The organism is Paenibacillus hodogayensis (assembly GCF_039536325.1).
GTDB classification, from domain to species: domain Bacteria; phylum Bacillota; class Bacilli; order Paenibacillales; family NBRC-103111; genus Paenibacillus_AB; species Paenibacillus_AB hodogayensis.
Genome location: NZ_BAAAYO010000010.1, coordinates 562,759 through 588,132, shown reverse-complemented (window position 1 = coordinate 588,132; position 25,374 = coordinate 562,759). Strand labels below are relative to the sequence as shown.

General features: G+C 54.3%; 25 protein-coding genes and 2 tRNA genes. 16 read left to right on the top strand and 11 right to left on the bottom strand.

Translation table 11 applies throughout. The features are described 5' to 3' along the window. The first annotated feature begins 63 nt into the window (after window positions 1–63). From ABD796_RS21670 to ABD796_RS21650, 5 genes are all read left to right on the top strand, one after another. Window positions 64–813 (top strand): creatininase family protein, encoded by a 750-nt coding sequence (locus tag ABD796_RS21670; RefSeq protein WP_344911690.1) that lies wholly within the window; start codon window positions 64–66, stop codon window positions 811–813. Between the two features lie 17 nt (window positions 814–830). Then, window positions 831–2,339: an argininosuccinate lyase gene (gene argH, locus ABD796_RS21665; protein ID WP_344911686.1), complete on the top strand. Its 1,509-nt coding sequence runs from the start codon at window positions 831–833 to the stop codon at window positions 2,337–2,339. After that, a complete protein-coding gene (locus ABD796_RS21660; protein ID WP_344911684.1) occupies window positions 2,339–3,319 on the top strand; it encodes an N-acetylglucosamine kinase in 981 nt (326 codons plus the stop codon). The genes argH and ABD796_RS21660 overlap by 1 nt, the downstream gene beginning before the upstream one ends. A gap of 97 nt (window positions 3,320–3,416) precedes the next feature. Next, window positions 3,417–4,169, top strand: a complete 753-nt coding sequence (locus tag ABD796_RS21655) for a PIG-L deacetylase family protein (RefSeq protein ID WP_344911681.1) — start codon at window positions 3,417–3,419, stop codon at window positions 4,167–4,169. Window positions 4,170–4,268: 99 nt separating this feature from the next. Beyond that, entirely contained in the window at window positions 4,269–4,427 is a 159-nt protein-coding gene (locus tag ABD796_RS21650) for a hypothetical protein (protein ID WP_344911677.1), read from the top strand. A 27-nt stretch (window positions 4,428–4,454) separates the two neighbouring features. On the opposite strand, the gene ABD796_RS21645 is transcribed toward ABD796_RS21650, so the two are convergent. From ABD796_RS21645 to ABD796_RS21625, 5 genes are all read right to left on the bottom strand, one after another. Next, complete coding sequence (locus tag ABD796_RS21645; protein WP_344911673.1) at window positions 4,455–4,808, bottom strand: potassium channel family protein; 354 nt, start codon at window positions 4,806–4,808, stop codon at window positions 4,455–4,457. 134 nt (window positions 4,809–4,942) lie between these two features. Then, the gene (locus ABD796_RS21640; RefSeq protein ID WP_344911671.1) at window positions 4,943–5,368 is read right to left on the bottom strand and encodes a hypothetical protein; all 426 of its coding nucleotides are present in this window, start codon (window positions 5,366–5,368) and stop codon (window positions 4,943–4,945) included. 114 nt (window positions 5,369–5,482) lie between these two features. Further along, window positions 5,483–6,985, bottom strand: a complete 1,503-nt coding sequence (locus ABD796_RS21635; protein ID WP_344911668.1) for an S-layer homology domain-containing protein — start codon at window positions 6,983–6,985, stop codon at window positions 5,483–5,485. A 142-nt stretch (window positions 6,986–7,127) separates the two neighbouring features. Continuing rightward, a complete protein-coding gene (locus ABD796_RS21630) occupies window positions 7,128–7,823 on the bottom strand; it encodes a response regulator transcription factor (RefSeq protein ID WP_344911666.1) in 696 nt (231 codons plus the stop codon). Then, window positions 7,795–9,303 carry a sensor histidine kinase gene (locus ABD796_RS21625; protein ID WP_344911664.1) on the bottom strand — a complete coding sequence of 503 codons (1,509 nt, stop codon included), beginning with the start codon at window positions 9,301–9,303 and terminating at the stop codon, window positions 7,795–7,797. Before ABD796_RS21625 ends, ABD796_RS21630 begins: the two co-directional genes overlap by 29 nt. Window positions 9,304–9,514: 211 nt before the next feature. Between ABD796_RS21625 and ABD796_RS21620 the strand changes: the two genes are divergently transcribed. Further along, the gene (locus tag ABD796_RS21620) at window positions 9,515–10,414 is read left to right on the top strand and encodes an AraC family transcriptional regulator (RefSeq protein ID WP_344911661.1); all 900 of its coding nucleotides are present in this window, start codon (window positions 9,515–9,517) and stop codon (window positions 10,412–10,414) included. Between the two features lie 163 nt (window positions 10,415–10,577). On the opposite strand, the gene ABD796_RS21615 is transcribed toward ABD796_RS21620, so the two are convergent. Together ABD796_RS21615 and ABD796_RS21610 are read right to left on the bottom strand one after the other, a co-directional pair. Beyond that, window positions 10,578–11,918 carry a hypothetical protein gene (locus tag ABD796_RS21615; RefSeq protein WP_344911658.1) on the bottom strand — a complete coding sequence of 447 codons (1,341 nt, stop codon included), beginning with the start codon at window positions 11,916–11,918 and terminating at the stop codon, window positions 10,578–10,580. Window positions 11,919–11,955: 37 nt separating this feature from the next. Continuing rightward, the gene (locus ABD796_RS21610) at window positions 11,956–13,263 is read right to left on the bottom strand and encodes an ABC transporter substrate-binding protein (protein WP_344911655.1); all 1,308 of its coding nucleotides are present in this window, start codon (window positions 13,261–13,263) and stop codon (window positions 11,956–11,958) included. A gap of 391 nt (window positions 13,264–13,654) precedes the next feature. On the opposite strand from ABD796_RS21610, the gene ABD796_RS21605 reads away from it, so the two are divergent. Both ABD796_RS21605 and ABD796_RS21600 read left to right on the top strand, forming a co-directional pair. After that, window positions 13,655–14,098, top strand: coding sequence for a hypothetical protein (locus tag ABD796_RS21605; RefSeq protein ID WP_344911652.1), 444 nt, complete (start codon window positions 13,655–13,657; stop codon window positions 14,096–14,098). After that, on the top strand, window positions 14,098–15,678 hold the full coding sequence (locus tag ABD796_RS21600) for a glycosyl hydrolase family 28-related protein (protein ID WP_344911650.1): 1,581 nt from the start codon (window positions 14,098–14,100) through the stop codon (window positions 15,676–15,678). The genes ABD796_RS21605 and ABD796_RS21600 overlap by 1 nt, the downstream gene beginning before the upstream one ends. A 539-nt stretch (window positions 15,679–16,217) precedes the next feature. Here ABD796_RS21600 and ABD796_RS21595 read toward each other — a convergent pair. Next, window positions 16,218–16,334 carry a YjcZ family sporulation protein gene (locus ABD796_RS21595; RefSeq protein WP_344911647.1) on the bottom strand — a complete coding sequence of 39 codons (117 nt, stop codon included), beginning with the start codon at window positions 16,332–16,334 and terminating at the stop codon, window positions 16,218–16,220. A gap of 197 nt (window positions 16,335–16,531) precedes the next feature. Between ABD796_RS21595 and ABD796_RS21590 the strand changes: the two genes are divergently transcribed. Continuing rightward, window positions 16,532–16,798 carry a DUF7667 family protein gene (locus ABD796_RS21590; protein ID WP_344912916.1) on the top strand — a complete coding sequence of 89 codons (267 nt, stop codon included), beginning with the start codon at window positions 16,532–16,534 and terminating at the stop codon, window positions 16,796–16,798. Between the two features lie 74 nt (window positions 16,799–16,872). Here the strand turns inward: ABD796_RS21590 and ABD796_RS21585 are convergent, their stop codons facing one another. Then, window positions 16,873–17,124: a helix-turn-helix transcriptional regulator gene (locus ABD796_RS21585; RefSeq protein WP_344911644.1), complete on the bottom strand. Its 252-nt coding sequence runs from the start codon at window positions 17,122–17,124 to the stop codon at window positions 16,873–16,875. Between the two features lie 374 nt (window positions 17,125–17,498). Then, window positions 17,499–17,572 (bottom strand) — tRNA-Arg (locus tag ABD796_RS21580). A 191-nt stretch (window positions 17,573–17,763) separates the two neighbouring features. Between ABD796_RS21580 and ABD796_RS21575 the strand changes: the two genes are divergently transcribed. Both ABD796_RS21575 and ABD796_RS21570 read left to right on the top strand, forming a co-directional pair. Then, window positions 17,764–18,567, top strand: coding sequence for a DUF1906 domain-containing protein (locus tag ABD796_RS21575; protein ID WP_344911642.1), 804 nt, complete (start codon window positions 17,764–17,766; stop codon window positions 18,565–18,567). 29 nt (window positions 18,568–18,596) lie between these two features. After that, the gene (locus ABD796_RS21570; RefSeq protein ID WP_344911639.1) at window positions 18,597–19,250 is read left to right on the top strand and encodes a glycoside hydrolase family 73 protein; all 654 of its coding nucleotides are present in this window, start codon (window positions 18,597–18,599) and stop codon (window positions 19,248–19,250) included. Between the two features lie 86 nt (window positions 19,251–19,336). On the opposite strand, the gene ABD796_RS21565 is transcribed toward ABD796_RS21570, so the two are convergent. Then, window positions 19,337–19,407: transfer RNA gene (locus tag ABD796_RS21565), tRNA-Gly, on the bottom strand. A gap of 210 nt (window positions 19,408–19,617) precedes the next feature. Here ABD796_RS21565 and ABD796_RS21560 point away from each other — a divergent pair. The 5 genes from ABD796_RS21560 (at window position 19,618) to ispG (ending at window position 25,342) form a co-directional block, all read left to right on the top strand. Beyond that, window positions 19,618–20,607, top strand: a complete 990-nt coding sequence (locus ABD796_RS21560) for a hypothetical protein (protein WP_344911637.1) — start codon at window positions 19,618–19,620, stop codon at window positions 20,605–20,607. 138 nt (window positions 20,608–20,745) lie between these two features. Beyond that, the gene (tig, locus tag ABD796_RS21555; protein WP_344911635.1) at window positions 20,746–22,047 is read left to right on the top strand and encodes a trigger factor; all 1,302 of its coding nucleotides are present in this window, start codon (window positions 20,746–20,748) and stop codon (window positions 22,045–22,047) included. Between the two features lie 217 nt (window positions 22,048–22,264). Continuing rightward, window positions 22,265–22,855 carry an ATP-dependent Clp endopeptidase proteolytic subunit ClpP gene (gene clpP / locus ABD796_RS21550; RefSeq protein WP_344911633.1) on the top strand — a complete coding sequence of 197 codons (591 nt, stop codon included), beginning with the start codon at window positions 22,265–22,267 and terminating at the stop codon, window positions 22,853–22,855. A gap of 11 nt (window positions 22,856–22,866) precedes the next feature. After that, window positions 22,867–24,138, top strand: coding sequence for an ATP-dependent protease ATP-binding subunit ClpX (gene clpX, locus ABD796_RS21545; protein ID WP_344911631.1), 1,272 nt, complete (start codon window positions 22,867–22,869; stop codon window positions 24,136–24,138). A 106-nt stretch (window positions 24,139–24,244) separates the two neighbouring features. After that, the gene (gene ispG / locus ABD796_RS21540) at window positions 24,245–25,342 is read left to right on the top strand and encodes a flavodoxin-dependent (E)-4-hydroxy-3-methylbut-2-enyl-diphosphate synthase (protein ID WP_344911629.1); all 1,098 of its coding nucleotides are present in this window, start codon (window positions 24,245–24,247) and stop codon (window positions 25,340–25,342) included. Window positions 25,343–25,374: the final 32 nt, after the last annotated feature.

The window sequence follows — 25,374 nt, the reverse complement described above, 5'->3', positions numbered from 1 at the left end:
CAATACGGGAAGGCCCTATCCGGGGCCTTCCATATTCCATTCCGAATGGAGGCTTATATCCGCATGCTCGCTACAAACGTACACGGCCGGGAGATCGCCGGGACATTAGAGAAAACCCGGTTCGCGGTCATACCTCTAGGTTCGGTTGAATACCACGGCCCTCACTCGCCGCTCGGCACCGACATCGTCTTGTCGGAAGGGTTCGCGGAGCGGATCGATCCCGAGCTTGGCCCGTTGATCTACCCTGTCGTTCCTTATACCGCTTGTCCGGGCAAAACCGAGCATTACCCGGGGACGATTTCGATTCGTCCGTCGGTGTTTATTGACTATTTGTCGGACATTGCGGAGGACATTTGCCGGTTCGGCATCCGCAATATCATTTTGCTGAACGCCCACGACGCCAATATGGGCCCGTCGCGGACCGTTGCCGAGTATGTGACCGGCAAATATCCGGACGCGAGCTTCCTGCTTATCAATTGGTGGCAGATGGCCGCCATTTCGTTTACGCAGGAGAAAGGGTATTTCGGAGGCGCGCCGGGCCGAGGTCATGGCGGTCCTTACGAGATGTCCGCCGTGAAGGCGTTTCGTCCGGACCTCGTATCCGTTGAGGATGGCGACGAAGATCTGGATTCCCCGGCGGCTTTATCCCCGCTGCCCTATGTGCTCGTGGAAGGGACGCCGCAAGGCTGGGACGGCTACACCGGACAAATCCGCCATACGTCGCTGGAAGCGGGACAAAGCATCGTAGAGGAAGCCGCTAAAAACATGAACGTGTTGATCCGGAACTGGCTGACAACAAGAAGCGGAATATAGAGAGGATGAAGATGAGGATGGGATACCGCGATAATTGGATGAGAACCGAAGGAAGCGCCTTTCCCGGCAAAACGTATGCGGAGGTCGTGCTGGCGCCGGCTTTTAACGAAGCCAAGACGCATCTGCTTGGGCCGATGATGGCGATTAACAAAGCGCACCTGATCATGCTGCTGGAGCAAGGGCTGGTGTCGGGGGACGAGGCGAAGCAACTCGCCGAAGCGATCCGCGGCCTGGATCTGGAAGCTTTGCGGGAAGCCGTGTATACCGGACAGTTCGAAGATTTGTTTTTCCAAGTCGAGCATATGCTGCTGGAAAGCGCGGGCGATATCGCCGGCAATCTGCACTTGGCGCGCAGCCGCAACGACATGGGGATCTGCATTTACCGGATGGTGCTGCGGGAAAAGCTGCTCGTCGTACTCGGTTCCGCGCTTCACCTGAAGGAGCATTTGCTCGTATTCGCCGAAGAGCATGCGGACACGGTCATGATCGGCTATACGCACACCCAGCAGGCGCAGCCGACGACGCTCGCCCACTACATGATGGCCGCCGTTGATTCGCTAGACCGCGACATCCGCCGCATCGTGGCCGCTTATACGAACTGCAACCGCAGCAGCATGGGAGCGGCGGCGCTGACGACTTCGGGCTTTGCCGTCAGCCGCGAGAAAATGATGGAGCTGCTCGCGTTCGACGAGCTGATCGAAAACTCGTACGATGCGATCGGCGGTGCCGATTATTTGGGCGAAGCGTCGACTGCGATTCAGCTCGCGGCGATCAATCTGGGCAGGCTCGTGCAGGATTTGCTGCTCTGGTGCACTCAAGAGTTCGGCGTGCTGAAGGTAGCCGCTCCGTTCGTGCAGATCAGCTCGATTATGCCGCAAAAACGCAATCCCGTGTCGCTTGAGCATATGCGCGCGCTGTTGTCCAGTTGCGTAGGCAACACGAATACGGTATTGACGATGATCCATAACACCCCGTTCGGGGACATCGTCGATACGGAAGACGATATGCAGCCTTATATGTGGAGAAGCCTGGACATTATGGACAACATGTACCGTCTGCTGGCAGCCGTCATCGGCACGGTGGATGTGGATAAGGACGTGCTTCGCAAACGGACGGAAGCCAGCTTCGCTACGGTAACCGAGCTAGCGGATACGCTCGTCCGGACCGACGGCCTGTCTTTCCGCAAGGCGCACCATATCGTCAGCGGCGTCGTGAAGCAGGCGATGTCCGAAGGAATTGCCGCCAATGAAATTTCCCTTCCGCTGTTGAACGCAGTCGCCCGGGAAGTGATCGGACGCGATTCGTCTTTGACCGCAGCAGCGCTTGCCCTGGCGCTGGACCCTGTGCATTTCGTCCATATCCGCAGCTTGCCCGGCGGTCCGAATCCGCAGGAAATGAAGAGAATGATCGACGACCGACAGCAAACGCTGGCTTCCCGGCGTTCCTGGCTGCAACAAACCGGCGACAACGTTCATGCGGCGCTAAGCCGGCTGGACGAGACGCTGCTCGGCTGGAGTGAAGATTGATGAGCCAAACGAAGCTCCCTTTATTGGCCATTGACGGAGGAGGAACCAAGTGTCTTGTCGTAATCGCCGATACGGAAGGCAATACGCTGGGGCAAGGAAGGGCAGGCTCGTGCAACTATCAGGGGAACGGTCTGGAAGCGGCCGGAGAGGAATTGACTCAGGGCATCCGCGAAGCATTGGCGGACTGGGCCCGGAATGCCGGCGTATCCCCGGACTACGGGCAGATTGAAGTGGACTGCGCCGTGTTCGGCATAGCAGGCTTGGATACGGACTACGACAGGGCGATTATTTCCGGTTTCGTATTGGAATCGTTGGAACGGCTTTCGATCCGCGCGAACCATATTATGATCGAAAACGACGGATTCGCCGCGCTCTCCGGGGCGACAGCGGGTCAACCGGGGATTCTGGTCATCGCCGGCACGGGCTCGATCGTATTCGGCATCAACGAACGCGGGGAAACGGCAAGAGCCGGCGGCTGGGGCCATATCGTCGGCGACGAGGGGAGCGGCTACTGGATCGGCAAACAAGCGGTCACCGCCATTCTCAAATCATACGACGGCAGAGGCCGGCCAACCGGGCTGGCGAGCTTGATTTTGCCCCGTCTTGGGTTGAACAACGAAGAAGACCTGTTCAATTGGGTGTACGGTTCCGATTATTCGGTCGATAAGCTTGGCGAGCTGTCCCGTCTGGTCAGCCAAGCCGCTTCGGACGGAGACCCGGAAGCGGAGCGCATTTTGTCCGATGCCGTTCAGGAGCTGTATACCGGCGTTAGCGCAGTCGTGGAGCAATTGCAGTTGAAGGATAAACCGTTTAAAATCATCCTGCAAGGCGGGGTATTGCAAAACGATATTCTCGTCCGGGACCAGTTGATCCGCAAATCGAAGGAATTCGCCCCGCTCGTCGAACCGGATACGGCGAAGAAAGACCCCATTTACGGCGTTACGGCGATGGGACTGGCTTATTTGAAATCCAGGGGCTGAATGCAGTCCCGCCGTAGCCCCTGATGTGTTCCGCGCTGCCGTTCATTTATGGTACAATAAGGCCTGGGTACCGACATTCAAGGGGCTGTGAGAAAAAATGAAGAAGAAAGTACTATTGGTGTTCGCCCATCCGGACGACGAATCTTTTGCTGCTGGAGGAACGATAGCCAAAGCCAGCGCCCATGGCCATCAAGTATTCCTCGTTTGCCTCACGTCGGGTTGCGGGGGGAAATCGGGGAGTCTGGACATTCGTTCCCGGGAACAGCTGGCCGCACATCGGGAAGAGGAACTGCAAGAGGCTTGTTCGGTTTTGGGAATATCCGATTTGATTTTATACCGGTATGCCGACGGAACGTTGAAGGATGAAGATAACGACAGGCTGGCTCGCCGTATTCGCGATACGATTGCCGAGATGAAGCCCGATATCGTCGTGACGTTCCCGCCGGATGGCGTGACCGGGCACCCCGATCATATTGCGGTGTCGGAAGCGACGGAGAAGGCGGTCGCCTGGGCGGAAGCGGACTATTTGCCGGGAACTCTTCCCCATTTTTATTACGTATGCATTCCTCATTATTACGATCATTGCCAAGAGAAAGGTCCCCGGCCCTCGTGTCGCTTAACCGGCAAGGTGGATATCGGAGACTACCGAAGCGAGAAGGGACGGGCTCTCCAATCGCACAAAAGCCAAGTGTACTCGGTGAACCGCGCTTATCCCGGCGTGATGCAGGGCGATTTCTCGGTCATCGGAAATTATGAATATTACGCTCTGGCGCGTGCGGAAGGAAAGGCGGTCCAGCCTGGCGATTGCAGCGAGGCGAAGGGCCCGATTCCGGTCATATCGATGTGGTAGGAAGGTCCCCTGATTGGAGGGGGCCTTTCTTCGGTTTCGGCGATTTTCTGAAACGCTGCCTCGGAAGTAGCGTACATAACAGAAGGAGGGGATCGAGCGATGTTTACGATGGAGGAGAAGGAATACATGCTCAAGCTGCTCGCGAAGGAACGGCGGGGCTTGTTCGGGCTGAAGAAGACGCCGGCGGTTCACGTCAAGCTGAAGGAGAAGCTGGAGCAGATGATCCGCAACGAGCAAGTAAACCGCAAACATCTGTAGGAGCGGAGGCTTCCCTGGGAGCGCGGCTTACGCATCCGGGTCGGGGCGTTTGCCGCGGGAGGCCGACGAGGCGTGAATGCCGCGGGCGATGTAATAAATGAAGCCGAAAATAATGCCGATGCCGGCAAAGGTGTAGACGATCGTGAACAGCTTGCCCATATCGCTATGCGGCGCAAGCTCGGCCGTGCCTACGGTCGTCAGTGTCATGACGCTGAAGAACAGAGCGTCGATAACGGTGAAATGCTCGACCCGGTAATAAAACAGCGTGCCGGACAGTAAAATCATCACCGTCAAAATGAACAAGGTGCGAAAATTTTTCTCCTTAAAGGCATGAATCAAGCCGGTCAGCATGCGCTTCAAAGTCAAGGCGAACGAAATCATCGATTTTATTCACTCCATCGGTTTGGGGGATACGGTACGGGTTGGCAAGCACAAAAAAAGACCCTCGCCGCAAGTCGGTGCAGGAAGGAACGTAGCGGTACGGGAAACTAGAACTGTTGCGGCCGGCAGCAGACTTACAGCCGCTCAGACTCGCGTTTTTGCTTGGCCGACAGCAGCCCGTCCAACTGGTATACATAAGAGCCGTTCTCGGCGACGCGCAGCTTGGCGTATCCTTTTTGCCGCAAGCCCTCCAGTATTTCCCCGGCTTGCTCCAGCGTCATATCGGAGGCGAGCACCACGTCCATCGGAGTAACCAGCCCTTCGTTCAGAGCGGCGACCCGGAGCACGATTTTTTCTGCGGTTTCGCGGATTTCCGTTTTATTTTGTTCCTGCCCTTTACGATTATTCATCGACTTATTGCGGTACCAATAGATGCCCGCAGCCGCAGCCAACAGAAGGATCACCCAGCCATAGCGGGCGAGCATTCCCATAAAGGTCAAGATAATTATCGAAGCGAAAAACACCGTCAAACACCCGACGCAAGAACTCCCCTGTCTCATCTCCCACACCCTGTATCCTTGATATGTTCTACTATACCGCAAGCCCGCCGTGCATGTCACCCCTTAAACGGCAAAAAGAAGGGACGGGGTGTCCCTTCTCGACCGGTTGTTTATTCATGGAGCGCTGAACGTCGCGGTACCGTCCGCCCAGTTGCCGACCGGGGTCACGGTGTAAGTCGTACCCGCCTTCAGCTTCCCGTGCTGCTGCACATCGAACACGCCGTCCGTTCCTGCCCGGCTGGAATAACGATACGTTGCCGACAACTTGTCCCCGTCCGGCGACGTCAGCTCGACGCTGCGTCCGGCGAACAGCTCGTCGCCCGGATCTTCCGCCAGCGATACTTGAAGCGATGTCTCGCCAAGCGCCTTGGCGGATGTAAGCTTAAGCGGCTCGATTGTCTTGGCGGTGAAGGTCGGATTGGCTATCGTTGACCAGTCGGACGTGACCGTGTAGCTGACCCCCGGTGTCAACGTTTGCCCTTGCGGCAAGCGGAATTTGGGTAGCTGACGTCCGTCCGTGGATTGCGTAAACGGCACGTATGCCGCTGTAATCGGTTGTCCCCCTTGCGGCGTAATCGTCACCTGCCGGGCCTGCATGGAGGAGATGACCTGATACGTTTTTCCGTCGGCGCTCAGGTTGTCGTCGGTAATAAAGGCGTAAGCGCCTCTCCCTGCACTGTAGGCGGCGATCATATAGCCGTAATCGGCGACGCCGGCGGACCGCAGCGATTCAAGCTGGAACGTGTCATTCGTCACTTGCCGGGCTTCCGTCATGTCGATCTTCGCGGAGCTGCCCTGGAACGAGCCCGACGGGCTGCCTTTGTACGTCAGGCTGTAGGTGACGTCCGGCTTCTGCACCGACGTCGGAACGATATAGGAAGCGATCGAGCCGGTTTTGAGACGCGGCAGATTGGTTAGCGTCAAACCGTCGTTGAAGACGAAGTCTTCCTTTGCCTTGGCGAACAGTTCGTCGTCCGCGGTCAGCGGCGCGTCGAACGTGACCAGCAGCGCGATGGCGTTCAGCGATTTTACGCTCGTAATGCGTGCCTCGGCCGAAGGGATCGCCTGATGCGCCTGGCTGAGCAGGAGAGCCACTTCGCCGCGCGTTACCGCCCGGTCAGGCGAGCCGTAGCCGGACAGCCAGTGGCGGACGGACATGACGTCGCGCTTCAAGGCTTTGGCTACGATCTGCACAAGCTCCTCACCGGACACCGTCGCCTGCGGCTCAAACCGGCCGCTGTCGGCCTGCATGAGCTCCAGCGCGACCATGTCGGAAGCGTACGAGCGGTACCACGCGTTCGGATCGACATCGGTCAAAGCGGTTGCGTTGGCGCTATGTTTCAAGTTGAAAGTCATGGCGGTCATTTTAGCCAGCTCGGCGCGGCTCACCGGTTGGTTTTCGCGGATCGAGTTGTCCTCGTAGCCGTCCAGAATGCCGAGGCGAAGCAAGCTTTCAATCGCCGCGCGAATGACGGTATCGGACGTGGAGATCGACGCCGCGACCGCCGCGGGACTCGCCTCCGCCGCCTGCACGCGGACCGCCGCATATGGAACGGAGGTCGCTCCGAGCGCTGCGGCTATCAGCATAGCTGCTACTTTATTGGCATATTTGTTCATCCGTGGTTCCTCCCCTTAAAGTGGTTGGCGTTATGCTCTACACTTGTAAGGATAACGGATAAAGGTAAACTTTCCGGAAACGCCGGATTACGGGCTTCTTACATCTTTATTAACAAAAGATTAACGGCTTTCCCGCCCGGCTTCATACGGTCAACCGGTAGCCCGCTCCCCAAACCGTCTCGATGTATTGCGGATTGGACGGATCGGGCTCCATTTTTTCCCGCAGCCTGCGGATATGGACCGTAACCGTCGCGATATCGCCGTTCGCATCCATGCCCCATATACGCTCGAACAGCTCTTCCTTGCTGAATACGCGGTTCGGGTGGGTTGCCAAAAATTCGAGCAGGGCGAATTCCCGCGATGTAAAGACGACCTCCGTGTCGCTCACGTACACCCGGCGCGACGCTTTGTCGATCACAAGCCCGCGTATCCGGATCGTCTCGTCTTGGCGGGCTCGCGCCTGCTTGCCCAGCAGCCGTTCATAACGGGTCAGATGAGCTTTGGCGCGGGCGACGATCTCGCTCGGACTGAACGGCTTCGTAATGTAATCGTCGGCTCCCAGATGGAAGGCGCGCAATTTGTCGATCTCTTCCTTTTTGGCGGAAATGATCAGGATCGGCACTTCCTTCGCTTCTCGAATGAGGCGGCACAGCTCGAACCCGTCCATCCCGGGCAGCTGCAAATCGAGAATAATCAGGTCGTACTCGGTCCGGAGGGCGAGATCGAGCCCTTCGGCGCCGTGGTGGCATAGGTCGACGGAGAAGCCGTTCAACTCGAAATAGTCGCGTTCCAATTCGGCGATCGTCGTTTCATCCTCGATGATCAGCAAGCGGGCCATGCGGATCGGCTCCTCCTTCGTGCGCGTGTCGCGGCAATGTAAAAAACAGGCTTGTTCCGACGCCCGGCTCGCTTTCGGCCCAGATGCGGCCTCCGTGGCCTTCGATGATTTGCCGGGCGATGGCGAGTCCCAGTCCGCTGCCGCCGGTCAGGGCGCTGCGCGACGGCTCGGCGCGGTAAAACCGTTCGAAAATATACGGAAGCGCCTCGGGCGGAATACCGGGGCCGTTATCCCGGAGCTCTACGGTGACCGATTCCGGGTTGGCGCGAAGCGAGACGTCGATCCGTTTGTCGGGCTTGTCCATATACTTGACGGCATTGCCGATCATATTGAGCACGGCCCGCTTCAGCTTCTCCCGGTCGGCTTTCACCGTAAGCGGCCCGGAACCCGGCGGCCGGTCCCAGACGACGGCAATGCTGCGCTCCTCCAGATCGTAACGCAGCTCCTCGATGCAATCGTCGAGAAAACGCATTGCATCCGTTCGTTCCAGGGTGAAGGGCACTTGCTTGAGATCCAGCTTGGAATACAGGAACAGCTCGTCCACCAGCTTGTCCAGATCGACCGCCTTGGCATGGATGATGCCGACGTAACGTTCCAGCTTCTCGGGCGTGTTCGTTACCCCGTCGAGAATGCCCTCCGCATAGCCTTTGATGCTCGTAATCGGCGTACGCAGATCGTGGGAGATGTTGGAGATCAATTCCTTGCGGTTTTCCTCGTCGCGCAGCCGCAGGCTGACGGATTGCTCCAGCCGTTGACGCATATTCTCGAACGCCTCGCTGAGCAAGCCGATCTCGTCCTGCGAACGCAAGTCCAGCTTGAATTGCAGATTGCCCTCCTGGATGCGTTCGGCGGAAGCCCGCAGCAGATTGAGCGGCTTCACGACGCTGCGCGTAATCCACCGGTAGAGCAGCATGTTGGCCACGACGAGGGTGCCGATCAGGAGCAGCGAGAGAACCGGCAGCAGCTTGCGCGACAGCTCGGCGAACGGGCTGCGTTCACGAATGACGAATACGGACCCTTTGGCCCCGTCGGTAAACGTAAAATCGAATTTGGCATAGGCGTAGAAGCGCTCATTAATGTTGAAGGTATTGCGGATTTGGCTGTTATTTAGATCGTAAGGAGGCAGCGCCTTGTCCAGCTCCGGCTGGTGGAACGTATACGATGCGAAGATCGGGTCGTTTTCCCTCCGTACGTACAAGCCGGCCCGGACGGTCCGCAGCTTGAAATCGTAATCGCGCAGCAAGGCTTCGTCGTGCAGCGAGTCCGGCTCGCTTTTGGCCATGGATTTTAGCTCGAGAAAAATCGATTCTTCCTGCTCAGTCAGCGGATTGAGCCGGTAGTGGACCTTGTAAAAATCCCGAAGGCCGTGTATATCCCCGGTGGAGGCGATCGTGAACAGCCCGGCGGTCAGGATGAACATCAGCAGGCTTAAGACGAGCATCCCCGTATAAGACAGAAGCAGTTTGACGCGAATGGACATGATCCGATCCTCCTCTCCCGACATGGGGCCAACATGCTCATTATAACGGATTTCCCCGAATTTCATAACGGCAAGAAGGATTGACGGACATGCAGAGCGCGGTAGAGAGGCCCATACATACAAAATATTGACGGGAATAGCAGAAACATGCATACGATCCATGGGAGTATGTTAAGATGGAGGCATACAAATCGTTGCGGGTGATGGAGCCATGACTTTCTATCCCAAGTATCAAGACGCGATGGGCCACAGCCATTTCGGCAAAAGCAAGCTTCCTTTCTTCATTATGAAAAATTTGGTTTCATCCAGTTGGCCGCTGCATCATCATAATTTAGCCGAGCTGACTCTTGTGGTGGAAGGCACCGGCACGGAAATTTTAAACGGCAATCAGCAGCATTTCAAGCGGGGCACCGCAACTATCATTTTACCGAATCATTTGCACGAGATCGTCGTAGGGCAAGGCCCCATCTATAAATACGACTGCATGTTCGACACCAACGTGTTGTTTCTGTCCCCGACCGAGCACGAGCTGGGGATGGCCTTCATGAAAACGGGAGTCGATTTCCCTTCGTTTTATCACTTGAACGAGGAACAGACGGTCTACTTGGCCGGATTACTGGATCAAATGCTGCAGGAGTACGAATCCGAACATTTCGGAAAGGAAACGGCGCTGCGCTCGAAGCTGCTCGAAGCGATACTGTTCCTTACCCGCATCCACTATCAGCAGTATGCGGACGATTCCGTCTCGCTTGATGCCAAAAACTGCGTTCAAACCATTTTACAGCACGTTCATTTACACTATCAGGACGATCTGACGCTCGCTTCGGTATGCTCGGAGCTGCATTGGAATTCCTCCTACATCAGCCGTATTTTCAAGCAGCATATGGGGCAGACGTTTACCCATTACGTACACCAGCTTCGTATTAATCGGGCGATCGCTTTGTTGATGTCCACAACGATGAGTATTTCCGATATTGCGCTTGAAGTCGGCTTCGAGCATGTCCGGACCTTTACCCGCGTATTTAAAGAAGTCCGCGGCATCCCTCCGAAACAATTTCGCGAGATGATACATACGAAACAGGAGCCGCTCGCGTCCCTGTCATCAAGTTGAACCGATTTGCGCAAAAAATGAAGAAAGCCCGGGAGTTAGCGAGTGATGGACGTTCGCTAATTCTGACGGGCTATTCCTGATCGTATCGTTGACGGACGGATTCGCGAAATTCGGTTTCTCTGTCTATAGATGCCAACATGTGACGAGTTCACGTGCCGCGAAGCTATGCGAGACTGTCGACTAGCTCTTCTGCCGTACGGAGAAGCCTTTCGGCGGTTCCTTTAGCGGCGAAGCACCATTTCTCGCCTGTTTCGTAGCCGCCAATCTCCTCGTACGCCTCGGCATTCGGCACATATTCGAGCGATGAATCCGTGTAAGCCATGACCATCAGGTGCAGATGGCTGAACTTCGTTTTAAGCTGAAGCGCGCTTTGAATAAAGCTTTCCCCGGGCAAAAACACCATGCGGACGTCTCCGAAGCCGATCGCCGTCACTTCCGAAGGCATGCTCAAATCGGGATATCGGTCCAACAGCACAATTCGTTCCATTAGGGTCAAAATGTTCGCGCTGCGGGATTCGCTCGGCACCGAAAGGAAATCGTCGTCGTTGCGGCACTGCGCGATCTCCGCATCCAGCATCCGCACCAGCTCATCTTTGTCATGGAATATGCGCAGCTCGGACGGTACCGTCTCGCTCGCATACAGCAATGCCTCAGCCCGCACCGGCTTGGCGGAGCGAAAGCTGCCGTGCGCGGCGTCCGCCACGCGGCGACCCATGCTTCGGCAATCCTCCAGCGGCTCCCCCACCGTATACTTGCCCGGGCTTATGTTGCCGGCGCATCCCTGAAGGAACAAGCTTATTCCCCCGATTTTACGCTCGATATCCTCTGTCGCAAACCCGGGATAATCCCAACAAATATCGTAAAATTGGTTAAAGGAAGTCGCATGGCAAGCATAGTTGACCAGGCTGCCCACGATTTGGCCGGACTTATCGGCAAACCATAAGCATTGGACCTCGGGATCGATAAGACCGTCCGGGTACCCCCGCAGCTCATCCGATACGCCTCGGCCGAAACGAATCCCGATCGAACCGTCGGGCAGCGGCACGCGGCGGTTGCAGGCAACCTCGCTGACAACGCCGGACGACGAATGCACATCGACCGGCCCCAGCTCCGCCAATGCATCGAGGGCAGCCTTTTCAACACTTCGTAAAACGCTTTCATAATAGTCGGAATCGAGAAACCGCAATTGCTTTTGCTCCAAGTAGTCCTGCCCGGCACGATGGAGATACGGCGATGAGTGCGTATGCGTCGAAACGACGATAATTTTGTCCGGCGCCGTTCCGGTTACAGCGGCAACCGTTCTGCGAATATCTTCAATCACGCAGCTGTAGAGAGATGTCGTATCCAGAGAGACGATTGCGGTCGACAGCTCCCCGGTGCCGATCAGGCATATCTTCGCCTGGAGCGGTGTCACGATCCGCTCAAGGGGCCTGCCGATAAATAGCGACGTTAGCGTCCCCGGCTTCGGCGTCATATCGGCCGTCCCGAACCCAGCCAGTATCACTCGGTTTCCTCCTCCATATAGGAATGGCTGTGACCATTCAATTTTTTGACGCCGCTTTTTCCGCTTCCAGCTTCAGCTTCTCATTCAACGATCTTAATGAGGTGTTGATATCGGCCTTGCCCTGCGCTACGTCCAGAAACGCTTCTGCCATCAAAGTTTGTTGGGTGCCGCCCGGTACTTCGGCCATGCCGGTTTTGCGTTTTGGCGTATAGGCGGCCGGCTGATAATAACTGATCGCTTTCACATTTTTTTTGCTGTATATAGGATGATCTTTTCCTAAGGCGTTCTGGATGTCCTTATTGACCAATACCGTTAAAATGCCTTTCCTCGAGTCCTCCATCTGTATTTCATCGGACAGCATTTCCGCAATGACTTGGAAAGCTTCGTCCTTATGCTTGCTCGTTTTGGTTATCGACCAGTAAGCCGGACCGCGTTGTCCCATTAATTTGGGAGCGCCTGCAATCGTCGGAACCGAAACGATATCCCAATTCAGTTCCTTGGGAATGCCCAAATATATGTCGTGCTGACCGACCTGCATGGCCACATTGCCTTTGGCGAAAGCGTCCGCTTCGGCCCATACCCCGTTCTTCTCGGGTTTATTGTCGGGGATGTCATAGAAACGCTTGTAGTTCGTGAATATCGTCTGCCACGTCTCGAAGTTGGCCAGTTGATTGGCAGCGGGGTCAAGGATCGGCGTAGAATACGGGTTGTCGCGAAGCATCGCCATCATATTGGCGCTAAAGCCGCGGTAGACTTGATTTCCGTCCACACGGGTCATCTTCTTGGCAATCTCGTATATTTCATCCCAACTCATGCCATCCTGCGGGTACGGAACGCCGAAGCGGTCGAACAAATCTTTATTGTAATATAACACTTGAGGGAAAAAGGGCGGAACCGGCAGTCCGTACAATTCGCCCGTTCTTCCGGCCGCGATGATTTCGTCGACAAATACTTTGTTGAAGCGGGTCAAATCGTATTTGTACTTCTGGACGTACGGATTTAAATCCTGTCCCAATTGCAGATCCAGGTAAGAATTTTTCAGTGTCGGAATGGAGGTGCGAATCAAGTCGGGCACATAGCCGGCGCCGACCAAATCCGCTATCGTCTGATCCTTGCCATTCGTACGGTACTCGAACGTAATGTGCGGAAATTTCTTCTCCAGCGCTTTTCGGAATCGATCGTCAAACTCTTCCGCCTTCACGTCTTCGGCGTAAATTGACAACGTAAAGGGCTCTTTCTTTTCTTTTTCTTCGGTGGCGCTATTATCGTTCTTCGTGCCGCCGCAAGCGGAGAGAAGGGTAACTATACTCATACATGCTAGGGTCATGCCGGCCTTTTTTTGCATCCCATGGACCTCCCGATTCGGACTTAGATCAATACGATTACTTCTGTTTGTACGCCCCTGTTAACAAGACATGACGGATTCGAACGGGATCTCCCCCTTACGGCTGCAAGTAGATTTGGTTAGCGTCAATGCTGTGTTCTTGACCTATGTTAGCCTACAAATGCACATTCCGTACGACAAATCGTTACTGCCGCATCACGATTTATTACCAGTTGAGGATGGAACGTGGACCTTACTTTCTTTCTATGGTCCTCCGAACAATTAGACATTTTGCAATTGTGTAATAAATGTAAAATTGGTAAAGTTTTAAAAATTATTTTCGAATGCTACTATGTGTTTACGCAGTAATCGCCCGAGAAATCGGAGCCCAATTCATGGAGGTAGGTAACGTATGAGTTTACTGGATTCGTTAGGAATCAAATCAGGACAGATGGTGCGGACAGACAACAGCATTGCTAATGAGGCAGATGGGATTAATGAGGATGGCAGCCAAAATGTACGCATTGTGGGCAGCAAAACCGTCGATCTTGCGTTTCATGACGGCGTAGCTGCGGCTGGGACAGGTACAATTTTTAATGTAGGAGGATACAAAACACTCACGATCGAGATAACCGGCACGAGCACGAGCAGGACAATCGTATTCGAGGGCGCCAGTGTCGGCGGAACGTATTACCCGGTTATGGGCATCAGGATGTCCGATATGTTTTTGAGCACGCAAACGACCGGCAGCAGCGAGTTGTGGCAATTCGACGCTACTGGCCTCGTGAATTTTCGCGCGCGTTTGTCCGCTGTTGCTGGCGGAAATGTGACGGTCAAAGGGAGGGCGGTTGTGTAATGGCAGATACAATAGCACGTGCGATGGCACATGCGGCCAAGATGGACCAATTAAGCGTAAGAGATTTCGGAGCAAAAGGTAACGGAACAAACGATACAGAAGCGTTCAAAGCGTGCGCGGCTGCGTTGATGTCTAGTGAGCACAAAGGAAAGAAACGCCTATATATCCCGCCCGGCGATTATGCATTAGAGCTTGCGGTCAACGAAGTTCTATTCGATTTCAACGGATGGAGTACAGTCGAGATCATCGGCGATGGTGCGTCTCTTGTGCGCAATAACAACCCGTTTTCATTGCGTCAAGCCGCATACGTATTTAAGTTTACGAACTGTAAAAACGTTACCATCAAGGGCATTACGTTTAAGACGGCGGCGAATTTCGTTACGCCGAACCTTGTCGACAACCCAAGCGGTACCGATTACGGATGGACGTGCCTTCACTTTTTCGACGGTAACGAAAACATCCGCATCGAGCAGGTGCACGCAGAAAATAACTTCCATTTCGCGCTGTTCGGTGACAAGACGAATTGGCGCAGTAATCGCGGAATCTATATCGACGCATCGGCCTATCGTTGTGAATACGGCCTGAACTTCGCCAATTCCGGCGACGATGCCGTTATTAAATTTCGCGGGGAGCTTTGCCATCGCGCTTATTTCGTTTATGGCGTCAGGAATCACGCTGTGGAATTGGCGGCGGTCCGGCCGCGCACATCGTCCGCGCTTATCTCGGCGTACGATTACGATACCGTTAACATTAACCTTCGCGCGACGCTTTATTTCGATGATACGGCGGAATCTTGGAACCGGTCGAATGGTAGCGTTGAACTCATGCCGCAAACGGAGACCGGTCAGACAAAGGCGGGCAACATCAAGCGCATTACCGTCGATTTGATGCTGATCGATACCGGCACCATTTTAACCGGGTACCGTCCAATATTCAACTATTACGCATTCCAGGGCACAGGCGCACCGGACCCCGGATATCTTGACGAAATCACCGTGCGCGCAGACATTCGAAAATGGCGCGGCCATACTTTGTGTCGATCTCCAATCGGGTTGGGAGAGATTAGCGGGTATGATACGAACGGCGTTGCGCAGTATCCAACGATATCGGACGGCGTGTATTTGGAACCGGTCTTACACAACATGACACTTGAAAACATCGTCATCCATTCCGATAAGCTGCACGCCAACCAACAGCATTCGCTCGAATTTTCGTTCTCGAAGCTGCACGGCACATTCACGTTGCGTAATTTTGACGGTAACATGAGCCCGAGCGTGCGAAACGTTGGTACAACCGGCCGTGTCGTCTTCGAGAACATCAACGTGAACGCACGTTTCGGCAAAAGCTGGCAGCAGCCGTCTCTTAATCGCGAATGGATGAAAAACAGCCGGAACCATGTCGTACGTAACGTTATTGAAGAGGTTCCTTCAGTTATTCCGGCCGGTAACCTCGTAAGATACTCGCAGCAAGTAACGGAGTTCTCGGAATCAGCAGCGTCTAACGGGTCACTGTTCGTAGATACTGCGGACGGAAAGCTTAAATATAAAAACTATTCCGGCGTAGTAACGACGTTGACCTAAGAGGGAGGACGGCATTATTGCATCCCGGTGCATGACGTTTTTTTACACGTGCTGTCACCACTTCTTCGCCATCTGTCGGGGAGCAATTATACCTTTTCGTGCTAAGTCGATATAACAATCTCATCCGGGTCACGGTCCAACGCTCTGGCGATGTCTTGCAAATGGGATTCTTGTTTCCACATCCGTCCATGACTTCACGGCTGTTCCAAACAAAATCCAAGTCTTCAGAGGCTATATAAGTACGTACCTTTATATCATCGTTTTCAATCTTAACGGTATGGTTTGTATAATATACAACAAAACCCCGAGAGCCCTTATAAAACAAGGGATTCGGGGTTTTCTTGTTAACATTAAAACGAACCTAAATACGTCCCAGAAGGACGTTAAAAAAAGGACTCTTGCGGAGTCCGGTCTTTGTGGAGTTTGTGGTATAGCCCCCTCTGGCCTCTAGTGCCCGGAGGGGGGGTATGGGGGCAAGGAGGAATTGCAGGTCGCACTTTAAACTATGCAACAGACGGTACTAATGACTGGGCGGCAGATTAATAAAGAAATCCTCTCGAAATGACTACCAGAAGAATGAAGAGAACGAGGATGATTGCTGTCGAAGTCCCAAAACCTCCGCAGCTAAAACCGCCAATTCCGCCAATACCACTCATGCTTATTCACCACCCATTTTCCTTTTTAACTACACCCACATCGTATGAGCAAGAATTTATTTGGTTTGGACTGCTACACATGATGCAAATGATTTAGGCCTCGACGCCTTTATCCCGCGCAAGCATTACATTGCCGCATGGCTTGTCCTCGTCTTGGGGGCTCTTGCTTGCGTAGGGTGGTGGTCCTTGTGGGGGTAATGCCTTATCATGTCAGACTCGCCGAACTGTTTTTTCTGCAGAAGCGCCGGCAGCTCACCGACACCGAAGTCCTTGATATGACCCATTGTCTCGCAGCCAGCGCCAAATACTGCTGGGACCTCGTAGCCCTTAAAAACATGTCCCTTGCAGCTTATCAGGTAGGGGACATGGAATGGCTGCATGATATCTGTAATCAGATAGACGCGCTTGAGGAAAAGCAGGCAACGATAAAAAGGCCGGACCGCAATGGGGCCGACCGCAAATAAGTGGCGTAATAGTATATAAATTTACAGGATTAATGACAATTACTGTAACATTTTACCACTAGAAAGAAGCAAGGTTACTCATCCTGCTCCTCAGCCTTTCGCAACATCGATAACGGAACATCAAGCCATTCATGAAGATCAGTCACATCGCAGTCCAATATTTTTGCCGCATTGACAGCCCTCTCAAGGGACATAGTGTGCTCTCCCTTGATAACCATCGTAATAAAAGACTGCCCAACGCCGAGGCGGTTGGCAAATTCCTTCTGAGTCAATTTTGCCCGCTTGATTCGATGTTTTAATAGGCTCCTCCCGATCTGGAGGGCCAACACATCACCTTCTAAATCTTTTATTTCTATTATATATCAAAGAATTTGCGAGTAAATGTCATTTAGAAATAGCATGACATTTCAGACAAAAAATAAGAACAAGTGTTCCTGTGTTGTCCTGAGTCGGTGCCTCTGTCGTTGGCGCTAAAGATTGCTTCGGTTTTTGGGGTCAGCATCGATTACATCGATTTTTCTGATGAGTAGCCAGTTAGTCTGTGTGTGCAAACAAAGTGCATAATGAATAAAAAACCTAACTTATTAAACGTCATTCTTGATGATTATAGCACTAACAAGAAAAACCCCAAATCCCTTTATTTATAAGGGATTTGGGGTTTTTCCTGTGTTTTTTAACGCGTTCAATCGAAACATATATACGTCCCAGAAGGGATTCGAACCCCTGACCGACGGCTTAGAAGGCCGTTGCTCTATCCTGCTGAGCTACTGGGACATTTTTGCGATACGCTGACCATTATATCACCGTGGCGATGTAAAATGCAATTTATTTTTTCAATGCAAAATGGACGGATTTACCTGAACATTCCGTCATTTTCAGCTTTGAAACAAGCAAAGGCGATAGCACGGTCAAGCGGACAACCCGGCGAATAAAATAAACAAACGGATGAAGGCAGGTGAGCAGAAATGACGAAAGGTTTCGATTGTGCAACACCTTTGACGGCGGCGACGGCGGCGGCTTTCCGAGGCGACGGATTCGAGTTCGCGGGTCGGTATCTCGTTCCTTCGGGCTGGAAGCGGCTGACGAAGGAAGAAGCGGATTTGATCAGCGCGAGCGGATTGAACATCGTCTCCGTGTTCGAGACGACGGCCGATCGGGCGCTCGGAGGACGCGCGGCCGGGCTGGCCGACGGGGCGACCGCCGTGAAAACCGCCGCGGACATCGGTCAGCCGGAGGGCAGCGCCATTTACTTTGCCGTCGATTTCGATGCTACCTCTTCGCAGATGCCGGCGGTTATCGAATATATTCGCGCCGCCAGCGAAGCGACTCCGAATTTTGTTACGGGCGTATACGGCTCGTATGCGGTTGTGCAAGCAGTCCGGGCGGCAGGGGCCTGCTCCCGGTTTTGGCAGACCTATGCATGGAGCAACGGGGCGAAAGCCGACTTCCTTCATATTTATCAATACGAAAACGACGTTGTCGTTAACGGCATCGGCATCGACCGGAACGAGTCGTTCGGCAGCGAGGGCTGGTGGAGCAAGCGGAAGGAAGAGGAAGAGGAAGGGGAAGGGAAAGGGGAAGACGACCTGATGCAGCTGGAACAGTGGCAATGGAAGATGCTTGGCGATTCGTTGGATGGCTTGTACAAAAAAGGGGTCATTACCGATTACCGCTGGGCGGAGAAAGCCTATACCGGCACGATGACGCAATCGGAGCTGGCTTGGCTGAATACGATTGTATTCGCCCGGGATAAAGGAATTCAGGTGTAACGCGGAGGGACTGGGAGGATGCAAACCGCATGGATAAAGCGACCTTCATAACCGCCATCGCTCCGCTTGCGGTCGACGGGCAGATCCGGATCGGCGTTCTGGCCTCCATTACGATTGCCCAGGCGGCGCTGGAAAGCGGGTGGGGGATGGCTGCGCCGGGCAACAATCTATTCGGGATCAAAGGGACGGGGCAAGACATCGTTACCGGCGAATACGCGGACGGACGATTCGTAACCGTCAAGGACGGGTTTCGCATGTACGCAAGTTGGGAAGAGAGCATTATCGATCACAGTCGATATTTGCTTGCGAACAGCCGGTACAGGGCGGCCGGTTTTTGGGAGCGTTGCGCGGAACTGGATTACCGCGGTGCCGCCCGGGCGCTTCAGACGGCCGGTTACGCCACCGATCCGAATTATGCGGGCAAGCTGATTGCGCTAATCGAAGCAAATTATCTTGCCCGCTATGACAGGGTGGCGGCCGCCCGCACCGATGAGAAGAAGCCGGCCGAACTGGAGGCGTGGCAGTGGAAGATGCTTGGCGATTCGCTTGAGGGTTTGTCCCGGGAAGGCTTCCTAACCGACAGCCAATGGACCCGGAAAGCCTATTCCGCTGCTATGACCGTGTCCGAGCTGGAATGGCTGGGCGCTATCCTGTTCGCTCGCGACAAAGGGATTGACGTATAAAGAGCGGTACGAAAAAAAGACGCCTCCGATCCTTTCACCAGGGGGAAGCGTCTTTTTCGTTTCGTTCTATAAGGAATATTGCGGTAAGCGGGTGATGGGAATCGAACCCACGCCACCAGCTTGGGAAGCTGGAGTTCTGCCATTGAACTACACCCGCGCAACAAAGCTGCGAGAATTACTATACCACACGGACTGGCCGATTTCAATAACGAAAACGCTTATCCGCCAAGGACTCCGCGTTTATTTGCAAAAGCGGATCGATCGGGGCAAACCGTGCGGTTTCGTCGTCGGGAAAATGGGATACTAAGGACATTCGGCAAAAAACCTCCCTCGGGCTGTAAAATTCTGCTACAATGATGGTGTGAACTTGCAACGAAAGGCGGTGATTGCAATCGGTTCGTCCAATCAGGACAACGTAATTCTGTTTCCGACGACGATCGAGTATTACCAGAACGAGCTGACCCGTATGCTGGAGGGGGAACGCTACGCCGAGGCGGCGCGCATGCTCCGTTTTTTGCTCCAATGTCAGAGCGAAGATCCACAGTATAAAGAAGAATGGCAGTCGCTGCTCGAATGGCTGACGGCCGCTTTTCCCGAGACGATGAAGGATTCGGCGGATTTTCAGCCGGGCATTGCAGATCTGATGGCCGGCATGGGCGGAGAGGACGACGAGAAGGACGGGGACGATCGGGCCAGTGAAGGAGAGCTGTTCAGGCGGCATATTCGCTCCAAGGCGGCGAACGACACCAAATTTGTCGGCAAGCTGCTGGATATGCTCGGCCCGCATGCAACGGCGGAGCAGCAAATTACGGCGCTGGAGCAGCTTTCCTGCCTGGAACGTCGAATTGTCGGAGAACCGATCCGGCAATGGCTGACCGATAGCCGGCTGCATCCGCTCGTCCAGTTCCGCGGACTGCAGGCGCTGCGCGCTATCGGAGAGACCGGGCAGATTGAGATTCGCAAGCTCGGGCAGACGATCGTAATCGCGATCGGAGACATTCCCCTCAGTTATGGGCAATATCCGGCGGCGATCCGCAGCGTTCCGGACAAGTGCCGGCCGATTATGGATGCGGACGAGCCCGGCCTGGCCGATTTTGCCGAGGCGACGTGGCGCGATTTCGTCGGCTTCGTGTTCGGCACGACCGTTTACGAGGAGCTGCTGGCGTCAGACGAGGCCGGACAGGCGGCGTGGGCGGCGGCTCTGCACCGATCGGTGCGGGAGACGACCTCGGGTCGGTCGGACGACGATCGGCTGGCCGCAGACTACGGTCTGGCCGAGGCCGACGCGAAGTACGTACACAAGGCGCAGCAGGTCATGAAGCTGTTCTCGACTGTATCGAGCCCGGGCGATATGTAACATTCAACGTATAAACTTGAAATGAAGACGCCTTATGTTATAATATAGTGGTTAAATGGCCATTTGAGAACGTGAGCCTGTGGCGACGGAGCCGGGCATGCGTTGGACCGGCAAATTTTTTGGAGGGGAAAGCATAAAATGAAAGCAACTTGGGAAAAAATAGAGAAGAACAAAGTCGTTCTTAACGTAGAGGTCGAAGCGGAGCAAGTCGCTACGGCTTTGGACCGCGCATTCAAAAAGGTTGTGGCTAAGGCCAACATCCCTGGCTTCCGCAAAGGCAAAGTGCCGCGGCAAATTTTCGAAGCGAGATTCGGCGTAGAAAGCCTGTATCAAGACGCTCTGGATATTCTTCTTCCTGAGGTGTACGTGAAGGCTGTCGAGGAATCGGCCATCGAGCCGGTCGATCGTCCGGACGTGGAAATCGAGCAGTTCGGCAAAGGACAAGCTCTTATTTTCAAAGCGACGGTTATCGTGAAGCCTGAAGTGCAGCTTGGCGAATATAAAGGCATCGAAGTGGAGAAGAAGGACGACAGCGTAACCGCCGACGAAATCGGCGAAGAGCTGAAGCGTCTTCAACAGCGTCATGCGGAGCTTGTCGTGCTGGAAGAAGGCACGGCAGAGAACGGCGATATCGCGGTGATCGATTTCGAAGGTTCCGTCGACGGCGTTCCTTTCGAAGGCGGCAAAGCCGAGAAACACTCCCTGGAGCTGGGCTCCGGCAGCTTTATCCCTGGCTTCGAAGAGCAAGTCGTAGGCTTGGCCAAAGGCGAAGAGAAGGACATCAACGTCACGTTCCCGGAAGAATACCAAGCCGAAGAGCTTAAAGGCAAAGCGGCCGTATTCAAAGTGCTTGTGCATGACATCAAGCGCAAAAACCTGCCGGAGCTCGACGACGAGTTTGCCAAGGACGTCAGCGAATTCGATACCCTTGACGAATTCAAGCAGGATATCGAGAAACGCCTGCAGGAGCGCAAGTCGAAAACGAACGAGCAAGAGCGCGAATCCGCGATCATCGAGAAGGCTGCCGCGAATGCGGAAGTGGAAGTGCCTGAAGCGATGATTACATCGGAAGTCGAGCAAATGTACAACGATTTCGGCAACCGTCTGCAAATGCAAGGCATGGAGCTTTCCATGTATCTGCAATTCACCGGACAAGACGAGGCGACTGTGAAGCAGCAAATGCGCACGGACGCCGAGAGACGCGTTCGCAACAACCTCGTGATCGAGGCGATTGCCAAAGCGGAAGGCTTTACTGCTTCCGAAGAGGAAATCACCGCCGAGCTGGAGCGTCTGGCTGGACAGTACCAACGGTCGGCAGAAGAGCTTCGCGCCATCCTGGGAGCCAATGGCAGCCTGGATTCGATCGAGAAAGACCTGATTACGCGGAAAACGGTTGAATTCCTTGTCGAGAAGAGCAAAGCAACGGAAGAAGTAGCCTAAGCATAAATCGAACCGTTCATAACGAAAAGGCACGTTGTTTCTTAAGCGTGCCTTTCGTTTATCCAAAAGAACGATTCCTGCATGCGGTCGCCGCCAAGGGCGCATTGTTTGAGCGCCGGCTACATAGATTGAGAACAGCGGCAAAAATGACATGAGCGTTTAAACGTGGTAAAATGGGTAATGTACCATAAGCTTACTAAAGAAATGAGGGAACGATATGGGCCTGATTCCTATGGTTGTCGAGCAGGAAAGCCGTGGCGAACGTTCGTACGACATCTACTCGCGCCTGCTGAAAGACCGCATCATATTTCTGGGCAGCGCCATCGACGACGACGTGGCGAATCTGGTTATCGCCCAGCTGTTGTTTCTAACCGCTCAGGATTCGGAGAAGGATATCAGCATCTATATCAATTCGCCCGGGGGGTCGGTTACCGCCGGCCTGGGCATTTACGATACGATCCAGTACATCAAGCCCGACGTGTCCACGATTTGCGTCGGAATGGCCGCAAGCATGGGCTCGTTGCTGTTGACTGCAGGCGCCAAGGGCAAGCGGTATGCCCTCCCGAACAGCGAAGTGATGATTCATCAGCCGCTTGGCGGAGTCCGGGGACAGGCGGCGGATATTAAAATCCATGCCGACTGGATTCTCAAAACAAAGCACAAGCTGAACGAGATTTACGTGCATCACACCGGCCAGCCGTATGATAAAATCGAGCGGGATACAGACCGGGACAATTTCATGAGTGCCGAGCAGGCAGTGGAATATGGGCTGATTGATAAAGTCATCACTCATATCAACCAACAATAGGAGGTGATCCTATGTTTAAATTCAACGACGAAAAAGGACAGCTGAAATGCTCGTTCTGCGGCAAGTCCCAAGATCAGGTGCGCAAGCTGGTGGCCGGTCCGGGCGTATACATTTGCGACGAGTGCATCGAGCTTTGCACCGAAATCGTTGAAGAGGAACTGGGCAGCGAAGAAGAGCTGGAATTGAAGGATGTGCCAAAGCCCAAAGACATCCGGGCGATCCTCGACCAATACGTTATCGGTCAGGAGCAAGCCAAAAAGTCGCTTTCCGTTGCAGTCTACAACCACTACAAACGGATCAACTCCCAGAACAAGCTGGAAGACGTGGAACTGCAAAAAAGCAATATCGCGCTGATCGGTCCAACAGGCAGCGGCAAAACGCTTCTGGCCCAGACGCTCGCCAAAATATTGAACGTACCGTTTGCGATTGCGGACGCCACTTCCTTGACCGAAGCCGGCTATGTGGGCGAAGACGTCGAGAATATTTTGCTCAAGCTGATTCAAGCTGCGGATTATGATGTGGAGAAAGCCGAGAAGGGCATTATTTATATCGACGAAATCGACAAAGTGGCCCGCAAGTCGGAAAATCCGTCGATTACGCGCGACGTGTCCGGCGAAGGCGTTCAGCAGGCGCTGCTCAAAATATTGGAAGGCACGGTCGCTTCCGTACCGCCGCAGGGCGGGCGCAAGCATCCGCACCAGGAGTTTATCCAGATCGATACGACGAACATCTTGTTCATTTGCGGCGGCGCCTTCGACGGCATCGAGCAGATCATCAAGCGCCGTATCGGCAAAAAAGTGATCGGCTTTAGCAGCGAAGGCCATAAAACCGACCTGAAGCCGGGCGAATATTTGTCGCTCGTGCTGCCGGAGGATTTGCTCAAATTCGGTCTGATTCCCGAATTTGTCGGCCGTCTGCCGGTCGTATCCACGCTGGAGCCGCTTGACGAGCCGGCGCTCGTGCGCATTTTGACCGAGCCGAAAAACGCCCTTGTCAAGCAATACCAGAAGATGCTGGAGATGGACAACGTAACGCTCGAGTTCACTCCGGAAGCGCTGGATGCTATCGCCAAGGAAGCGATCAAGCGGAACACCGGGGCCCGGGGATTGCGGGCGATTATCGAAGGTCTGATGCTCGACGTCATGTTCGAGGTGCCTTCCCGCGACGATGTGATCAATTGCGTCGTGACCAAGGAAGTCGTCATGGACAAAATATCGCCTGAGTTGAAGACGAAGGACGGCAAGTCCGCACCGGTCAAGAACAAAAAAGAAGAAAGCGCGTAAAGCGTATATAACTAGAGTACCAAGCATTCCTCCAATCCGCCCCCCCAGCCTTTTTTTGGCCGGAGCCGGAGCGGGGGATGTTTGGTATCATGGGAGAGGCCAAGCGATGTTCCATCGTACCGAAACGAGACCTGTCCGCGTCGGCGATCTGACGATCGGGGGCAGCAACGAAGTCATCATGCAAAGTATGTGTACGACCAAGACGGCCGATGTGAAGGCGACGGTAGCCGAAATACTCCGTCTGGAGGAAGCCGGCTGTCAGCTCGTACGCGTCACCGTTAACAACCGCGAAGCGGCTGCCGCCATTAAAGAGATCAAGAAGCAGATTCATATTCCGCTCGTGTCCGACATTCATTTTGACTATCGGCTGGCGCTGGCCGCTATCGAGAACGGCATCGACAAGGTTCGGATCAATCCGGGCAATATCGGCCGTCGAGAGAAGGTCGTCGAGGTCGTCAAAGCTTGCAAGGAGCGGGGAATTCCGATTCGGATCGGGGTCAATGCCGGTTCGCTGGAGAAGCATTTGCTGGACAAGTACGGTTACCCGACGCCGGAAGCGATGGTCGAGAGCGCCATGTACCATGTCGGCATTTTAGAGGAGCTTGATTTCCACGATATTATTGTGTCTTTGAAAGCATCGGACGTGCCTATGGCCATTGGCGCTTACACCCAGGCGGCGTCCCGGTTCAATTACCCGCTTCATCTGGGCATTACCGAATCCGGCACGCTGTTCTCCGGCACCGTCAAGAGTGCGGCCGGGCTTGGAGCGCTTCTCCATATGGGAATCGGCTCGACGATCCGCATCTCGCTCAGCGCGGACCCGGTCGAGGAGATCAAGGTGGCGCGGGAGATGCTGAAGGCGTACGGCCTGATTACGAATGCGGCCACGCTCGTATCGTGCCCGACGTGCGGACGGCTCGACTTCGATTTGTTCTCGGTCGCCAACGAGGTGGAGAAATATATCGAGAAGCTGAAGGTGCCGATCAAAGTATCCGTGTTGGGCTGTGCCGTTAACGGACCGGGGGAAGCGAAGGAAGCCGATATCGGCATTGCCGGCGCCCGCGGCGAAGGTTTGCTGTTCAGACACGGGGAAATGATTCGCAAAGTGCCGGAGGCGGAGCTGGTCGACGAATTGAAGAAGGAAATCGACGTGATCGTGGCCGAGTTCGAAAGGACGGGAACAATTCCCGGAAGACGGCATTAGTACAAAGTCAGACCTTAAACGGTATCCGTGGA

Coding starts and splice junctions, on each gene's coding strand:
- ABD796_RS21670 (WP_344911690.1), top strand. CDS start 64: ATGCTCGCTACAAACGTACACGGCCGGGAGATCGCCGGGACATTAGAG.
- argH (WP_344911686.1), top strand. CDS start 831: ATGGGATACCGCGATAATTGGATGAGAACCGAAGGAAGCGCCTTTCCC.
- ABD796_RS21660 (WP_344911684.1), top strand. CDS start 2,339: ATGAGCCAAACGAAGCTCCCTTTATTGGCCATTGACGGAGGAGGAACC.
- ABD796_RS21655 (WP_344911681.1), top strand. CDS start 3,417: ATGAAGAAGAAAGTACTATTGGTGTTCGCCCATCCGGACGACGAATCT.
- ABD796_RS21650 (WP_344911677.1), top strand. CDS start 4,269: ATGTTTACGATGGAGGAGAAGGAATACATGCTCAAGCTGCTCGCGAAG.
- ABD796_RS21645 (WP_344911673.1), bottom strand. CDS start 4,808: ATGATTTCGTTCGCCTTGACTTTGAAGCGCATGCTGACCGGCTTGATT.
- ABD796_RS21640 (WP_344911671.1), bottom strand. CDS start 5,368: ATGAGACAGGGGAGTTCTTGCGTCGGGTGTTTGACGGTGTTTTTCGCT.
- ABD796_RS21635 (WP_344911668.1), bottom strand. CDS start 6,985: ATGAACAAATATGCCAATAAAGTAGCAGCTATGCTGATAGCCGCAGCG.
- ABD796_RS21630 (WP_344911666.1), bottom strand. CDS start 7,823: ATGGCCCGCTTGCTGATCATCGAGGATGAAACGACGATCGCCGAATTG.
- ABD796_RS21625 (WP_344911664.1), bottom strand. CDS start 9,303: ATGTCCATTCGCGTCAAACTGCTTCTGTCTTATACGGGGATGCTCGTC.
- ABD796_RS21620 (WP_344911661.1), top strand. CDS start 9,515: ATGACTTTCTATCCCAAGTATCAAGACGCGATGGGCCACAGCCATTTC.
- ABD796_RS21610 (WP_344911655.1), bottom strand. CDS start 13,263: ATGCAAAAAAAGGCCGGCATGACCCTAGCATGTATGAGTATAGTTACC.
- ABD796_RS21605 (WP_344911652.1), top strand. CDS start 13,655: ATGAGTTTACTGGATTCGTTAGGAATCAAATCAGGACAGATGGTGCGG.
- ABD796_RS21600 (WP_344911650.1), top strand. CDS start 14,098: ATGGCAGATACAATAGCACGTGCGATGGCACATGCGGCCAAGATGGAC.
- ABD796_RS21595 (WP_344911647.1), bottom strand. CDS start 16,334: ATGAGTGGTATTGGCGGAATTGGCGGTTTTAGCTGCGGAGGTTTTGGG.
- ABD796_RS21590 (WP_344912916.1), top strand. CDS start 16,532: ATGCCTTATCATGTCAGACTCGCCGAACTGTTTTTTCTGCAGAAGCGC.
- ABD796_RS21575 (WP_344911642.1), top strand. CDS start 17,764: ATGACGAAAGGTTTCGATTGTGCAACACCTTTGACGGCGGCGACGGCG.
- ABD796_RS21570 (WP_344911639.1), top strand. CDS start 18,597: ATGGATAAAGCGACCTTCATAACCGCCATCGCTCCGCTTGCGGTCGAC.
- tig (WP_344911635.1), top strand. CDS start 20,746: ATGAAAGCAACTTGGGAAAAAATAGAGAAGAACAAAGTCGTTCTTAAC.
- clpP (WP_344911633.1), top strand. CDS start 22,265: ATGGGCCTGATTCCTATGGTTGTCGAGCAGGAAAGCCGTGGCGAACGT.
- clpX (WP_344911631.1), top strand. CDS start 22,867: ATGTTTAAATTCAACGACGAAAAAGGACAGCTGAAATGCTCGTTCTGC.
- ispG (WP_344911629.1), top strand. CDS start 24,245: ATGTTCCATCGTACCGAAACGAGACCTGTCCGCGTCGGCGATCTGACG.